Consider the following 13,169-nt stretch of genomic DNA (forward strand, 5'->3'; position numbering starts at 1 on the left):
TCGGTTGCCCGGGGGACATTTCACGAGCCGCCTTGCGGTTGCTCTCGGTCACGGGTGGGGACAGGGCGACGTCTGACATCTGATGCCCGGCGACAGATCACCATGACGGGGAATTCACGTCCCCGGCGGGAATTCACGTCCCCGGGCGGGGAATTCGGATCCCTTACGGGGGCACCCGATCCCTTACGGGGCACCCGACGCCGACTCCCCTCGCCGCCCCTCATGGACCCACACCGCCACCTGGGACCGGGAGGTGAAGCCGAGCTTGGCCAGGATGCGTTCGACGTGGTTCTCGGCGGTGCGCTGGGCGATCACGAGACTGGCGGCGATCTCCTTGTTGCTCAGGCCCAGGGCGACGAGGCCGGCGACTTCGCGTTCCCGCCGGGTGAGCGGCGCGTCCGGGCCCGTGTGCGCGGGGCGCCGGGGCGGGGGCGGGGCGGGCGCGGGTGCTTCCTCCAGTACGTAGGCCAGTGCGGCGGCGGGGCTGAACGCGGCGCCGCGCCGGACCGCCCGGTCGAACTCCCCGGCCGGCAGCGCCGCGCGCACCGCGTCCTCGCACCGCTGGTGGGACTCGGCCATGAAGGGCGCGGCGGAGAGCGTCCCGCCGATCGTCTCCCAGAGGGACCGGAGGATGCCGAGCAGATGGGCGGCGCGCCGGGTCGCGCCGGCCGCCTCCGCGCTCCAGGCCACCAGCTCCACGCACATCGCGATGTCCCACCAGTCATGGAACGGCCGCATGAGCCGGATCGCCTCGCGCGCCAGACCGTCGGTGGTGTCGCGGTCGCCGCCCAGCCACTGGAGGAGGCCCCGGGCGAACAGGGTGAGCGCCCTGAGCCACGATTCCCCGTGCGCCGAGGTGACCGCCTCGCACTCCCGGCACAGGGCCAGCGCCCGGTCGTGGTCGCCCAAGTGCCATACGGCGATGGCGAGTTTGACCGTGCATTCGGTGGCGCCGCCGAGATCGCCCAGCGCGCGGTGGCCGGTGGCGGCGGCCTCGAACAGCGCGGCCGCGCGCGGCAGATCCCAGCGGAACGCGGCGGCGAGCGCCTGGTGGTGCCGCGCCCAGGCGAGGGCGGAGGCGTCTTCGAGATGCTCGGCCGCCGCGCGGTATTCGTCCAGTGCGGGCAGCGCCTCCTCGATGGCGCCCTGCAGGACGCCGAGGTAGGCGTAGGTGCCCAGCGCCGTGGCGCGCGCCGAGCTCTGCGCGCGCTCGGCCGCCAGCAGCCGGTCGAGCCAGTGGCGCCCCTCGTGCAGGGACCCGAGGGTGATCCAGTAGTGGCGGGGGGTCACCGCCAGGCGCATCCCGGCCGCCGCCTCGCCGGGCTCCGTCAGGCAGTAGTCCAGGGCCACCCGCAGGTTGGCGTGGTCGAGGCGCAGCCGCGTGAACCACGCCGCCTGTTCCGGGCCGAACCACTGCGCCTGGGCCTGTGCCGTCAGGCCGAGGTAGTGATCACGGTGGCGGCGGCGGTACGCCGCGGCCGTGCCGGACGCGGCCAGCCGGTCCTGCCCGTACTCGCGGACGGTCTCCAGCATCCGGTACCGGGCGCGGCCACCGTGCTCGTGCCGGGTCAGTACGGACTTCTCCACCAGGCCGTCCACCACATCGACCAGCGCTTCCGCCGGCAGGTCGTCCGCCGCGCAGACGGCCGCCGCGGCCCCGAGGTCGAAGCCGCCCGAGAAGACCGAGACCCGGGCCCACAGGGCACGTTCCCGCTCCGTGCACAGCGCGTGGCTCCAGTCCATCAGCGCGCGCAGGGTCCGCTGCCGGGGCAGGGCGGTACGGCTGCCGAGCGTCAGCAGCGCGAAACGGTCCTCCAGGCGGGCGAGCATCTCGTCGAGGGTGAGGGTGCGCATCCTGGCCGCGGCGAGTTCGATCGCCAGGGGCAGCCCGTCCAGGCGCTGGACCAGCTGCGCCACCGCCTCGGCGTTGTCCTGGGTGACCTCGAACCCGGGCAGGACGGCCGCGGCGCGCCGGCCGAACAGCTCCACCGCCGGGCAGGTGAGCAGCTCCCGGACCGAGGGCCGACGGCTCGGGACCGGCGTCGGCAGCGGCGGCACCACGAACACCTGCTCCCCGGTGACGCCCAGCACGTGGCGGCTGGTCGTCAGCACGCGGATACCGGGCGCGGCCCGGAGCAGGGTGTCGGCCAAGCGCGCGCAGGCGTCGACGAGGTGCTCGCAGTTGTCCAGCACAAGCAGCAGCCGCCGGCCGCGGACATGGCCGGTGACCACGTCGAGGGTGGCGCGGCCGGACTGGTTCACCAGGCCCAGCGCGGTGGCCACGGTATGGGCCAGCAGCTTCGGGTCGCGCAGCCCGGCCAGCTCCACGACGCACACACCGTCGCGGAACGCCCGGGTGACCGTGGCGGCGGTACGCAGCGCCACCCGGGTCTTGCCGACGCCCCCGGCCCCCGTCAACGTGACCAGCCGCGACGCGGAGAGCAGCCGCCGCACCTCCGCGACCTCGGTGCGCCGCCCGACCAGGGCGGTGAGGTCGGCGGGAATCCCCGCCATCCCGCCCAGCGGTACCCCAGTTCCCATGGGCCCAACCTAGCCGGGGCGACCGACGGGCAGGGAGGCCGCGCGTCTCCCCGCCACTTTCCGCCGTGCCCGGGAGATGGCGGGGACCGTAGCGCGGGAGGTCTCACCGCCCCCGGGGCCTAGAGATAGAGCTGAGCCCCGCACGCCGCGCAGCACGTCTTGCCGCCCGACCGGCGGGTGGCGGCGTGCGCGCACAACTGCCGTCCCGCGTACGGTGCGACCGCGCCCGAGGCCGCACCCGGGACCGGGACCGGGATCGTTTCCGAGCAGGCGAAGGGCTGCCGGTCACCGCGGTACAGCGCGTCGCGCGCCATGGCGTCGAGCCACGCGATGTCGTCGGCACAGGCGTACAGGGCGACTTCGCCGCCCGGCAGCTTGGCCGACCCGACCCACATCACCCGCACCGCCTCGCGACGGCAGCCCAGCCAGCAGCGCGCGGTGAGCCACTCGTGGTGATCCTCCGGCTCGGGAAGCGGCGGCCATCGCCTCTCGGCGGGCAGCCGGAAGCGGGGCTCACGAACCTCGAAGTTCACCGTGCCCGGCCCTTGAGCGCGGCAGTGAGCCTCCGGGCCGTGTCGACGTTGCAGCGGCCCAAGTCCACCAAGGGCCGGAGAATCTCGCTGGTACACGACACCAGGTCGATGCCCAGCGACGGCAGCACGACGCCCACATCCCTGAGGGCGTCGCACAGCTCATCGCGCGCCTCCTCCGCCTCGTTGAATCCGTAGTGAACCGCCCTCGCACTGGCCGGTGTTGTCATAGTCATCGCTCCGTACGCCTCAGGTATCCGCCCTCGTCCGGGCGGCAATCACCATGTGTAGACCCAGCGTTGCCCTCCGCGCGTAGGCTTTCCAGGTGGCACTCGTTGACTTGGCAGCAAGTCAATGGAAGGGAAAGGCATATGGCCTACGCGGACGAACTCGACCCTTCGGCATCCGTTCTGTCGTTCTATGCGACAGACCTGCGACGCCGCCGCGAACTCGCCGGTATCTCCCAACGGGACCTGGCCAAACGCGCGCACATGGCCCCCTCGCTCCTCAACAAGATCGAGGCGACGAAGCGGCTGCCGACCAAGGATCTGTCCGAGCTCTGCGACGAGATCTTCGGGACGGGTGATCACTTTCAGCGGCTGTGGCCCCTGGTGATCAAGTATGCGTATCCGTCGTGGTTCCGGCCGTATGTGGACCTTGAGGAAGCGGCGACAATCATCCGGTCTTTCCAAGTCCAGGTAGTGCCAGGACTTTTGCAGACCGAGGACTATGCGCGAGCGGTGTTCTCAGCTCGACGGCCGGATACCGACCGCGTCGAGGAGCAGGTGACCGCCCGCATGGAGCGGCAGCACATCCTTGGGCGGAAGATTCCGCCCAAACTGTGGGTGGTGCTGGATGAGAACGTGTTGCGTCGCCGGATGGGCAGCCCCGAGACGATGCGGGCACAGCTTGAGCGTGTGATGAGTGCTGCTGACGCTCCCAGTAACGTCATCCAGGTCGTGCCGTACGACGCCGGTGAGCACGCGGGTGTTGCAGGACCGTTCGAAGTCCTCGCGTTGGACGAAGGGCCGGATGTGGTCTACGTAGACGGCTTCTTGCAAGGGCAGATCCTCGCTGAATCCGAACACGTCAGGGCGGCTGAGCGCGCCTATGATCTGCTTACGGCGGTAGCCCTGTCTCCTGGCCGGTCGATCGACCTGATTGCCGATGCGATGAAGGATCTGAGCCCATGACCAGTGCAAGCAGCCTGTCTCGTGCGTCTTGGCGCAAGTCCAGCTACAGCAGTGACAACGGGGGTTCCTGCGTCGAGGTCGCCGACGGCTTCCCGGGCGTTGTCCCGGTCCGTGACTCCAAGGACCCGCACGGCCCGGCGCTCGTCTTTCCGGCGGGCAGGTGGGCGTCGTTCGTTTCCTCGGTCAAGTGCGGGGAGTTCGCCGCCCTCTGACCCCCGCCTACCGTGAGCCCGCCACCGCTCCCGCAGTGGCGGGCTCACGGCTGTCCGGGCCGGGCGCAGCGTGGCACGGGCACTCCCCACGGCGGAGCCGTCCGGGGGACCAGCGGGTGTGTCGGCCCCACCCCTCGCGTAGGCCACCGCTATGACGGGGGTGGCGCCGTACGTACCGGCGTCCGCCGGCTTCGGGCGCGGTGCGTGTCCCGCCGGCCCTCTCAGATCCGCAACTGCGTAAGGATTCACCGTGGCCGTACCCATCGCGATCGATCACCTGACGGACGGCTACAGCCTGGAGCGTGCGTACTGGCTGGCGCAGGCGGCCGACCTGGCGTACAAGGACGAGGCCGCCATCGACCGGCAGGCCGGGGAGTGGGGCTTCGGCGAGGTCCGGCACCATAAGACGAGCTTCACGCCGCCCTTTCCGCTGGAGGACACCCAGGCGTACACGATGGCCGGTGACGACATGATCGTCACCGCGTTCCGCGGCACCGAACCGGCCCAGATCAAGGACTGGCTCTCGGATGTGGACACGCTGCCGAGCCCTGGTCCCGGCGGCACCGGGTTCGTCCACTACGGCTTCGCCAGGGCCCTGGAGTCGATCCTCCCCGCCGTCAAGGACGCGCTCGCGGAGCTGCGTACCAACGGGCAGAGCGTGTGGTTCACCGGGCACAGTCTGGGCGGTGCGCTGGCGATGCTCGCCGGGGCCCGGATGTATCTGGAGGACCCGCGGCTGGCCGCCGACGGGGTCTACACCTACGGGCAGCCCCGCACCTGTGACCGGCTGCTGGCCGCCGCGTACAACAAGGGCTTCAAGGACCGTATGTACCGCTTCGTCAACAACAACGACATCGTGCCGCAGCTCCCGCCCGAGCCCGTCTACACGCATGTCGAGGCGCTGCGCTACCTCGACTCCCAGGGCCGGGTCCGCGAGGCCATGCCGCTCGTCAGCGGCCTCACCGACCGCGCCAGGGGCCTGACCGCCGACGCCTTCGCGCCCGCCAGCGACGGCATCCGCGACCACTTCATGCGCAACTATCTCGCCGCCCTGGAGAAGAACCTCTCCTGACCCGGGCGGGTCCGGCCGGCAAATGGTGTGCGGGCCGCGGACCGGGCGTGATCTGATGAGCCGCCATGCACGAAAAAAGCGGAACAAGTGAGATGAGCGGGACGGCGGACGCCACCGGCAGTGACCCCGATCTGCTGCTCAAGATGGAGCGGAACCTCGCCGAGCACGCCTGTCATCTGCACCGGCAGATGGCGGGCCCGACCGTCACGGAGACGGACGGCCTCCTGATCGCCGACAGCGGGCTGGCCGACGACACCTTCAACATCGTCGCGGCGGCGCGGCTCTCCGCGGACACCGCCCCGGCCCGGGTCGCCGGGACCGTCCGGGCCCTGGCCGCCACCGGGCGCCCGTTCTCGTGGTGGGTGGGGCCCGCCTCCGCACCGGCGGATCTCGGCTCGCTCCTGGCGGACGCCGGCCTTGAGGCGTCCGAGACCGAGACGGGCATGTGGCGGGAGCTGTCGGCGGCCCCGCCGGAGCCGTACGCCGGGGGGCCGGACATCCGCCGGGTGACGACCCCCGGGCAACTCGCCGACTACGCGGCCGTCCTGGCCGCGAACTGGGACCCGCCGGCCGCCACCGTGCGCCGTTTCTTCGCCGAGGCCGCCGAGTGGGCCCTCGCTCCCGGTTGTCCCGCCCGCTATCTGGTCGGTTACGTGGCCGGCCGCCCGGTCTGCTCCGCCGAGGTCTTCCTCCACGCGGGAGTCGCCGGGATCTACAACATCGCGACCCTGGCGGCCGACCGGCGGCGCGGGTACGGCGGCGCCATCACCCTGGCGGCGCTGCGCACCGCGTACGAGGAGGGCCACCGCACCGTGGTCCTGCAAGCCTCCTCGGACGGTGAACCCGTATACCGCCGCCTCGGGTTCGAGGCGTGCGGGATGTTCACCGAGTACGCCATCGCCCCTCCCCGCACACCCTGAGACCACCGTGGTTCTCCGGGGCCGCCGGGTCGATCCGGGAGGGCCGCCGCCGGAGCGCCGGTGTACCGCCGGGAAATGCCGGTGCGCCGGCCCGGGGCGGTTGAGATCATGGTGGTCAACGCGTTCCCGGACAGTCTGGAGCAGTGCCGCCGTGAGTCCCGTTCCGCCCGACCCCTCGGTGCTCCACCCGATGCCCGAGCAGCCGCGTGTGGTGCTGCTGAAACCGCTGGTGACGTCCCCGCTGATCGAGGTGGGCGAGTACTCCTACTACGACGATCCGGACGACCCGACCGCCTTCGAGACCCGTAACGTCCTGTACCACTACGGTCCGGAGAAGCTGGTCATCGGGAAGTTCTGCGCGCTGGGCACGGGGGTGCGCTTCATCATGAACGGCGCCAACCACCGGATGGACGGCCCCTCGACGTTCCCCTTCCCCATCATGGGCGGCGCCTGGGCCGAGCATTTCGACGCCCTCACCGGACTGCCCGGCCGCGGGGACACCGTGGTCGGCAACGACGTCTGGTTCGGCTACCGCACCACGGTCATGCCCGGTGTCCGCATCGGCCACGGCGCGATCATCGCCTCCGGATCCGTCGTGGTGGACGACGTCCCCGACTACGGCATCGTCGGCGGCAACCCGGCCCGGCTCATCCGCACCCGCTACAGCGAGGCGGACATCGCCCGGCTGCTCGCCGTCGCCTGGTGGGACTGGCCGGCCGAACACCTCGGCCGGCATCTGCGGACCGTCATGACCGGCGGTATCGACGACCTCGAAGCGGCGGCCCCGCCCGGACGGTGACGACCCGTCATCGCCCCACGGGGAGGCGGCGGCCCGGTGAGGCCCGCGCCCCGCCTCAGCCCTTCTTCACCAGCCGCTGCCGCACCTCGTCCAGGATCTTGTCGGCGGCCGTGTAGCCGATGCCCTGGATCCACAGCTGGTCGTCGACGCGGAAGGACTTGCCGCCCTTGACGGCGGTCATGTTCTTCCAGAGCGCGCCGCCGGTGATCTCCGCCTCCTTGGACTTCTGCGGGCTGCCGTACGTCGCGTAGAAGACCACGTTCGCATCGGCCTTGTTGGCCTGTTCGGGGCTGATCTCGGTCATCAGGCCGTCCTTGGCGCCGTCGACGACGTCGGTGGGGCCGGTGCCGATGTCGGCGAGGACGGTGCCGATGTAGCTGCGGCAGCCGTAGATGCGGGTGTCCGCGCCCTCGATGAAGCGGACGACGTTCGTCCGCAGCTGCTTCGCCTTGGCGGCGCCGCCCAGCGCCTCGGTGACCTGCCGGGCGTGCGCCTCGTACGCGGCGACCGCCTGCTTCGCCTCGGGGATCTTGCCGAGCGCGTCGGCGTGGGTGGCGAAGTTCTGCTTCCACGGATAGCCGGTGCTCTCGGTCAGCACCGTCGGCGCGATCTTCTTGAGCGCGTCGTAGCGCACCCCGTCGCGGACCTTGCTGGAGAGGATCAGATCGGGCTTGAGGGCGGCGACCGCCTCCAGGTTCGGGGCGCCGATCTTGCCGACGTCCTCGATACCGGCGACCTCATCCTTGGACAGGTAGTCCAGGAAGCCGGTGGCGACGTCCGAGCGGGTGGCGCCGACCGGTCTGACGCCCAGGGTGACGGCGGAGTCCAGTTCGGCGGTGTCCAGCACGACGACCCGTTTCGGGGCGGCCGGCACCTGCACGCCGCCCATCGCCGTCCGCACCGTGTGCGGCGCGCCGGGCGACGGCTCCGCCCAGGCCGTCGTGGGCTGCTTGGGGCAGTCGGCGGCCTCGAAGACGCCGCCCGAGCCGGAGGTGGCGCCGCCGTCGCCGGACCCGCAGGCGGTCAGGACGAGGGAGGCGGCGAGCGCACCGGCCGCGGCGACGGCGGTGCGGCGCGTGAAGGCTGCGGAGCGGGACATGGCGTGCCCTTTCGGCGGACGGGAGGGGAGGGGACGGACGCGGGCGGAGGCAGCCGGTGTCAGGTCCGCGGGGACTGCCAGGGGCGGCCCGGGACGACCAGCGGGGAGCCGGTCACCGGGTCGGGCACCACGACCGAGTCCAGGCCGAACACCTCACGGACCAGCTCCGCGGTGACCACCTCGGCGGGGTGCCCCTGGGCGATGATCCGGCCCGCCTTCATCGCCACCAGGTGGTCGGCGTAGCGGGCGGCCTGGTTGAGATCGTGCAGCACGGCGACGACGGTACGCCCCCGGTCGTGGTTCAACTGCCGTACGAGGTCCAGCACCTCGACCTGGTGGGCGATGTCGAGGTAGGTGGTCGGCTCGTCCAGCAGCAGCAGTTCGGTCTCCTGGGCGAGCGCCATCGCGATCCACACCCGCTGCCGCTGGCCGCCGGAGAGCTCGTCCACCGCGCGGTCGGCCAGCTCCGCCACGTCCGTGCGCGCCATCGCCTCCGTCACCGCGCGCTCGTCGTCCGCCGACCACTGCTGCCACCAGCTCTGGTGCGGCTGCCGGCCGCGGGCGACCAGATCGCCGACGGTGATCGCCTCCGGTGCGACGGGCGTCTGCGGCAGCAGCCCGACGGACTGGGCGATCCGCTTGGTGGGGATGCGCGCCAGGTCCGTACCGTCCAGGAGCACCGCCCCGCGGCGCGGCCGCAGCAGCCGGCCCAGGGCGCGCAGCAGCGTGGACTTGCCGCAGGCGTTGGGGCCGACGACGATCGTGACGGCGCCGTGCGGGATGTCCAGATCCAGGCCGTCGACGACCGTGCGGTCCTCGTAGGCGAGCGTCAGATCGCGCGCGGTGAGCCTGCTCGGGGAGCCCTCGCCGCGGCCCGCGGGCCGGTCCGCCCGGGGGCCCGCGTCGTGGTCCGCCTCCCGGGCTCCGGGTGCCCGCCGCTGGACGCTCTCGCCGGTCTCGGTCACGCTTTTCCTCCTGCGGCACGGCCGCGGTCGCGGTGGCCCCTGACGATGAGCCAGATCAGATACGGGGCGCCGACGGCGGCGGTCAGCACGCCCACCGGCAGCTCGGTCGGCGCGAGGACCTTGCGCGCCAGCAGGTCGCCCAGGACGACGATGAACGCGCCGAGCAGCGCCGAGCACAGCAGCGGGATCTGCGCGGTACGGGTCATCCGGCGGGCGATCTGCGGCGCCAGCAGCGCCACGAAGTCCACCGGGCCCGCCGCGCCGGTCGCCATCGACGCCAGGATCACGCCGACCGCGACCAGCCCGAGGCGGGTGCGGTTCAGCCGGGCGCCGAGCGCGGTCGCCGTGTCGTCGTCCAGGGAGACGGTCCGCTGGGCGCGCGCCGCCCACAGCACGAACGGCAGCAGCACCAGCAGCGCCCAGCCCAGCGGCGCCGCCTCCGCCCAGCCGCGCCCGTTGAGCGAACCGGTCATCCACACCTGGGCCTGCTGGGCGACCAGATAGTCGCCCTTGGTCAGGAAGAGGTGGGTGACCGAGCGCAGCGCGACCGCGAAACCGATACCGATCAGCACGAAGCGGGTGGCGTGCAGTCCGCCGCGCCACGCGAAGAGATAGACCAGCCCGGCCGCCAGCAGCCCGCCCGCCACCGACAGATACGGCAGCACGCCGTACGAGGTGATGCCCAAGGTCATCGAGCCGACCGTCAGCGCGCCCGCGCCCTGGGTGACGCCGATGATGTCGGGGCTGGCCAGCGGGTTGCGGGCGACCGTCTGGATCAGCGCACCGGCGACGCCGAAGGCCGCGCCGGCCAGCAGCCCGACGACCATCCGCGGCAGCCGCAGCGTCCCGACGACCAGCTCCTGCCCGGACGGCTGCCCCAGCAGCACTTTGAGCACCTCGGACGGCGCGACGAAGCTCTCCCCGACGCAGAGGTACGCCACGCTCACCGCGGCCAGCAGGACGGCCAGGACGAGGGCGACCACGGCCGCCCGCCGGTGCAGCAGGAAGGAGCCGCGGCCGGCCCGGAGCAGGGCGTAGCCCGTGGGGCGCGCCGTACGCGCGGGGGCCGCGGGCACGGCGGGCGCCGGGGGAGTGACGGGCGCGCTCATGCCGCCACCGCCTTCCGCCGGACCAGCGTGACCAGGAAGGGCACCCCGATCAGGGCGGTCATCACGCCCGCCGGGACCTCCGAGGGCGGGAAGACGATCCGCCCGATGGTGTCCGAGACCAGCACGATGACGGGCCCCAGCAGCGCCGCCATCGGCAGCAGCCAGCGGTGGTCGCTGCCCACGACGGCGCGGGCGAGGTGCGGGACGGCGAGGCCGACGAAGGCGATCGGGCCGGCCGCCGCCACGCCCGCGCCGGTCAGGACCGTCGCGCCGAGCCCGCCCACGATCCGTACCGTCGCGACCTTCTGGCCGAGCCCCCTGGCGACGTCCTCGCCGAGCGCCAGCGCGTCCAGGCCGCGTGCGACGGAGAGTACGAGCACCGCGCCGACCAGCAGGAACGGCCAGATCTGACCGGCCACTTCGGCGTCCCGGCCGGAGAGCGAACCGACCTGCCAGAACCGGAACTCGTCCAGCGCGGCGGCCTTGGTGGTGAGCACCGCCATCGTCACCGACACCAGCAGCGCGTTGATGGCGGCGCCGGACAGGGCGAGCTTGACGGGGGTGGCGCCGCCGCGGCCGCTGGAGGCGATGGCGTAGACGACGACGGAGGCGATCCCCGCCCCGGCGAACGCGAACCAGACATAGCCGGTGAGGGTGTGGATCCCGGCGAAGGAGAGGGCCAGCACCACGCCGACCGAGGCGCCCTGGCTGATGCCGAGGATGCCGGGGTCGGCGATGGGGTTGCGGGTGATGCCCTGCATGACCGTCCCGGCCATCGCGAGCGCGGCGCCGACCATCAGCCCGATCAGCGTGCGCGGCAGCCGCAGATAGCGCACGACCTGGGCCACATCGCTGTCGCCGCCGTACAGCAGCGAGTGCAGCACCTCGGACGGCGCGAACTGGCGGCTGCCGACGGCCAGGGAGAAGAGCACCGCGAGCAGCAGGGCGAGCACCGCCACCACCGTCAGACCGAGCCGCCGCCCGCGCATCCGGGGCGTCATGAGGCGCGGGGTATCGCGGAACGCGCGACAACGGATCGGGGGCGGCTGGCCTGGGCGAGAGACATCGGGTCCATTTCGCGGTGGGCGCGGTGCGTTCCCGGGCGTTCGCGGTCCGGCGGTGCTGCGAACGGTCCGGGGCGGTTCCGTGCGGACGGTCCGGTGAGGAAGGTAAGGCAAGGCTAAGGGTACGGCCCGGCCGGTCCGGACCCGGGCACAATGGCAGGTATGGCTGCGCACCCCCTGACGGTCGGTTTCGACCTCGACATGACGCTGATCGACTCCCGCCCCGGCATCAAGGACGCCTACCGGGCGCTCTCCGCCAGGACCGGCACCTACGTCGATGCCGACCTCGCGGTGACCCGGCTGGGGCCGCCGCTGGAGGACGAGCTCCGCCGGTGGTTCCCCGAGGAGCGGCTGGCCGAGATCAGCGAGATCTACCGGGAGCTGTACCCGCGGTACGCCATCACGGGGTCGCCCGCGATGCCCGGCGCCCGCGAGGCCGTCGCCGCGGTGCACGCGGCCGGCGGCCGGGCGATCGTGGTGACCGCGAAGTTCACGCCCAACGCCGAACTGCATCTGGCGCACCTCGGCATCGAGGCGGACGAGGTCATCGGCTCGCTGTGGGCGGAGGCCAAGGCCGAGGCGCTGCAGGCACACGGCGCGCGGGTCTACGTCGGCGACCACACCGGCGACGTTCGCGGGGCCCACACCGCGGGCGCGCTGTCCGTCGCCGTGCCGACCGGCCCGTGCGACGCCGCCGAACTGCGCGCGGCCGGCGCCGATGTGCTGCTCGGCGACCTGACCGCGTTCCCGTCCTGGCTGGAGCGTTATGTGACGGTCGGGGCGGGCGCGGGCGAGGCGGCGGACGCGGCGGACGCAGCATCCGCCTGACGGCGCTGGGCCAGGACGGACCGGATCACCCCCGCCGCGGCGATGAGGAATCCGGCGCCCATCAGCATGCACACCCAGTAGAAGACGGACGGCAGCGGATCGGCCCCGATGAACAGTGGCGTCATCGTGGCGAGAGTGGCCACTGCGCCAACCAGGAACACGATCGCGCCGATTCGGACCAGCAGATCCCCGGCCTGGGGAGTTTCGTCAGACACCTGACCAGGGTAAGTCCGGGCCATCAGCACCGAGGATCCCCCCGGCGACGTCTTGTCACCGGGCACCGGACCATTAGCCTTGGTGGTGGCGGGTCCGGTGGCCCGCTGCACTGCTATCCAGACCTGTTTCCTTCGAAACTTACGCAGCAGACCCAGCCCAGTTTTTTCCCACGAGTACGAGGACGAGGACAGACGTGCCTACCGGCAAGGTCAAGTGGTTCAACAGCGAGAAGGGCTTCGGCTTTCTCTCCCGTGACGACGGCGGCGACGTCTTCGTGCACTCGTCGGTACTCCCCGACGGCGTGGACGCACTCAAGCCGGGCCAGCGCGTCGAATTCGGCGTCGTCGCAGGTCAACGCGGCGACCAGGCGCTGACCGTGACACTCCTCGACCCCGCGCCCTCGGTGGCCGCGGCCCAGCGCCGCAAACCGGACGAACTCGCGTCGATCGTGCAGGACCTCACCACGCTCCTGGAGAACGTCACCCAGCAGCTGGAGCGCGGCCGTTACCCCGACAAGGCGCACGGCGCGAAGATCGCCGGCATGCTGCGCGCGGTCGCCGACCAGATGGACGTCTGACCGCCCGGCCACCGGTCAACCGGACGGCGCGGCCCGCCGCGCCG

15 protein-coding genes are annotated in these 13,169 nt (G+C 72.2%); 7 read left to right on the top strand and 8 right to left on the bottom strand.

Features of this window, described 5'->3' with window-relative positions; translation table 11 throughout:
* Positions 1 to 183: 183 nt before the first annotated feature.
* From IH09_RS22260 to IH09_RS22270, 3 genes are all read right to left on the bottom strand, one after another.
* Positions 184 to 2,541, bottom strand: coding sequence for an ATP-binding protein (locus IH09_RS22260; protein ID WP_240150511.1), 2,358 nt, complete (start codon positions 2,539 to 2,541; stop codon positions 184 to 186).
* A 119-nt stretch (positions 2,542 to 2,660) separates the two neighbouring features.
* Positions 2,661 to 3,074: a hypothetical protein gene (locus IH09_RS22265; RefSeq protein WP_052859131.1), complete on the bottom strand. Its 414-nt coding sequence runs from the start codon at positions 3,072 to 3,074 to the stop codon at positions 2,661 to 2,663.
* On the bottom strand, positions 3,071 to 3,301 hold the full coding sequence (locus IH09_RS22270) for a hypothetical protein (RefSeq protein ID WP_052859132.1): 231 nt from the start codon (positions 3,299 to 3,301) through the stop codon (positions 3,071 to 3,073). Before IH09_RS22270 ends, IH09_RS22265 begins: the two co-directional genes overlap by 4 nt.
* A gap of 141 nt (positions 3,302 to 3,442) precedes the next feature.
* On the opposite strand from IH09_RS22270, the gene IH09_RS22275 reads away from it, so the two are divergent.
* From IH09_RS22275 to IH09_RS22295, 5 genes are all read left to right on the top strand, one after another.
* Positions 3,443 to 4,264, top strand: coding sequence for a helix-turn-helix domain-containing protein (locus IH09_RS22275; RefSeq protein ID WP_052859135.1), 822 nt, complete (start codon positions 3,443 to 3,445; stop codon positions 4,262 to 4,264).
* Positions 4,261 to 4,476, top strand: a complete 216-nt coding sequence (locus IH09_RS22280) for a DUF397 domain-containing protein (protein WP_052859137.1) — start codon at positions 4,261 to 4,263, stop codon at positions 4,474 to 4,476. The genes IH09_RS22275 and IH09_RS22280 overlap by 4 nt, the downstream gene beginning before the upstream one ends.
* 250 nt (positions 4,477 to 4,726) lie before the next feature.
* Positions 4,727 to 5,548: a lipase family protein gene (locus IH09_RS22285; RefSeq protein WP_052859139.1), complete on the top strand. Its 822-nt coding sequence runs from the start codon at positions 4,727 to 4,729 to the stop codon at positions 5,546 to 5,548.
* Positions 5,549 to 5,691: 143 nt separating this feature from the next.
* Positions 5,692 to 6,468 (top strand): GNAT family N-acetyltransferase, encoded by a 777-nt coding sequence (locus tag IH09_RS22290; RefSeq protein ID WP_110952506.1) that lies wholly within the window; start codon positions 5,692 to 5,694, stop codon positions 6,466 to 6,468.
* 190 nt (positions 6,469 to 6,658) lie between these two features.
* Positions 6,659 to 7,267, top strand: coding sequence for a CatB-related O-acetyltransferase (locus tag IH09_RS22295; RefSeq protein ID WP_052859141.1), 609 nt, complete (start codon positions 6,659 to 6,661; stop codon positions 7,265 to 7,267).
* A gap of 55 nt (positions 7,268 to 7,322) precedes the next feature.
* Here the strand turns inward: IH09_RS22295 and IH09_RS22300 are convergent, their stop codons facing one another.
* The 4 genes from IH09_RS22300 to IH09_RS22315 all read right to left on the bottom strand — a co-directional run bounded on the left by IH09_RS22300 (position 7,323) and on the right by IH09_RS22315 (position 11,441).
* Positions 7,323 to 8,366, bottom strand: a complete 1,044-nt coding sequence (locus tag IH09_RS22300; protein WP_052859144.1) for an ABC transporter substrate-binding protein — start codon at positions 8,364 to 8,366, stop codon at positions 7,323 to 7,325.
* A 59-nt stretch (positions 8,367 to 8,425) separates the two neighbouring features.
* Positions 8,426 to 9,199: an ATP-binding cassette domain-containing protein gene (locus IH09_RS22305; RefSeq protein ID WP_052859224.1), complete on the bottom strand. Its 774-nt coding sequence runs from the start codon at positions 9,197 to 9,199 to the stop codon at positions 8,426 to 8,428.
* A 128-nt stretch (positions 9,200 to 9,327) separates the two neighbouring features.
* The gene (locus tag IH09_RS22310; RefSeq protein WP_052859146.1) at positions 9,328 to 10,440 is read right to left on the bottom strand and encodes a FecCD family ABC transporter permease; all 1,113 of its coding nucleotides are present in this window, start codon (positions 10,438 to 10,440) and stop codon (positions 9,328 to 9,330) included.
* A complete protein-coding gene (locus IH09_RS22315; protein WP_052859148.1) occupies positions 10,437 to 11,441 on the bottom strand; it encodes a FecCD family ABC transporter permease in 1,005 nt (334 codons plus the stop codon). The genes IH09_RS22310 and IH09_RS22315 overlap by 4 nt, the downstream gene beginning before the upstream one ends.
* 225 nt (positions 11,442 to 11,666) lie before the next feature.
* Here IH09_RS22315 and IH09_RS22320 point away from each other — a divergent pair, with 225 nt between their 5' ends.
* On the top strand, positions 11,667 to 12,332 hold the full coding sequence (locus tag IH09_RS22320) for an HAD family hydrolase (RefSeq protein ID WP_052859151.1): 666 nt from the start codon (positions 11,667 to 11,669) through the stop codon (positions 12,330 to 12,332).
* On the opposite strand, the gene IH09_RS22325 is transcribed toward IH09_RS22320, so the two are convergent.
* Positions 12,269 to 12,571, bottom strand: coding sequence for a hypothetical protein (locus IH09_RS22325; RefSeq protein ID WP_052859226.1), 303 nt, complete (start codon positions 12,569 to 12,571; stop codon positions 12,269 to 12,271). The two genes, IH09_RS22320 and IH09_RS22325, sit on opposite strands and share 64 nt — an antisense overlap.
* 170 nt (positions 12,572 to 12,741) lie before the next feature.
* Here IH09_RS22325 and IH09_RS22330 point away from each other — a divergent pair, with 170 nt between their 5' ends.
* Positions 12,742 to 13,125, top strand: coding sequence for a cold-shock protein (locus IH09_RS22330; protein WP_052859153.1), 384 nt, complete (start codon positions 12,742 to 12,744; stop codon positions 13,123 to 13,125).
* The last annotated feature ends 44 nt before the right edge of the window (positions 13,126 to 13,169 follow it).

This window comes from Streptomyces celluloflavus, assembly GCA_000720995.1.
GTDB classification, from domain to species: domain Bacteria; phylum Actinomycetota; class Actinomycetes; order Streptomycetales; family Streptomycetaceae; genus Streptomyces; species Streptomyces celluloflavus.

Excerpts from the sequence above, each read along its gene's own strand:
- IH09_RS22260 (WP_240150511.1), bottom strand. The coding sequence starts at position 2,541 with ATGGGAACTGGGGTACCGCTGGGCGGGATGGCGGGGATTCCCGCCGAC.
- IH09_RS22270 (WP_052859132.1), bottom strand. The coding sequence starts at position 3,301 with ATGACAACACCGGCCAGTGCGAGGGCGGTTCACTACGGATTCAACGAG.
- IH09_RS22275 (WP_052859135.1), top strand. The coding sequence starts at position 3,443 with ATGGCCTACGCGGACGAACTCGACCCTTCGGCATCCGTTCTGTCGTTC.
- IH09_RS22280 (WP_052859137.1), top strand. The coding sequence starts at position 4,261 with ATGACCAGTGCAAGCAGCCTGTCTCGTGCGTCTTGGCGCAAGTCCAGC.
- IH09_RS22290 (WP_110952506.1), top strand. The coding sequence starts at position 5,692 with ATGGAGCGGAACCTCGCCGAGCACGCCTGTCATCTGCACCGGCAGATG.
- IH09_RS22295 (WP_052859141.1), top strand. The coding sequence starts at position 6,659 with ATGCCCGAGCAGCCGCGTGTGGTGCTGCTGAAACCGCTGGTGACGTCC.
- IH09_RS22300 (WP_052859144.1), bottom strand. The coding sequence starts at position 8,366 with ATGTCCCGCTCCGCAGCCTTCACGCGCCGCACCGCCGTCGCCGCGGCC.
- IH09_RS22310 (WP_052859146.1), bottom strand. The coding sequence starts at position 10,440 with ATGAGCGCGCCCGTCACTCCCCCGGCGCCCGCCGTGCCCGCGGCCCCC.
- IH09_RS22315 (WP_052859148.1), bottom strand. The coding sequence starts at position 11,441 with ATGACGCCCCGGATGCGCGGGCGGCGGCTCGGTCTGACGGTGGTGGCG.
- IH09_RS22320 (WP_052859151.1), top strand. The coding sequence starts at position 11,667 with ATGGCTGCGCACCCCCTGACGGTCGGTTTCGACCTCGACATGACGCTG.
- IH09_RS22325 (WP_052859226.1), bottom strand. The coding sequence starts at position 12,571 with ATGGCCCGGACTTACCCTGGTCAGGTGTCTGACGAAACTCCCCAGGCC.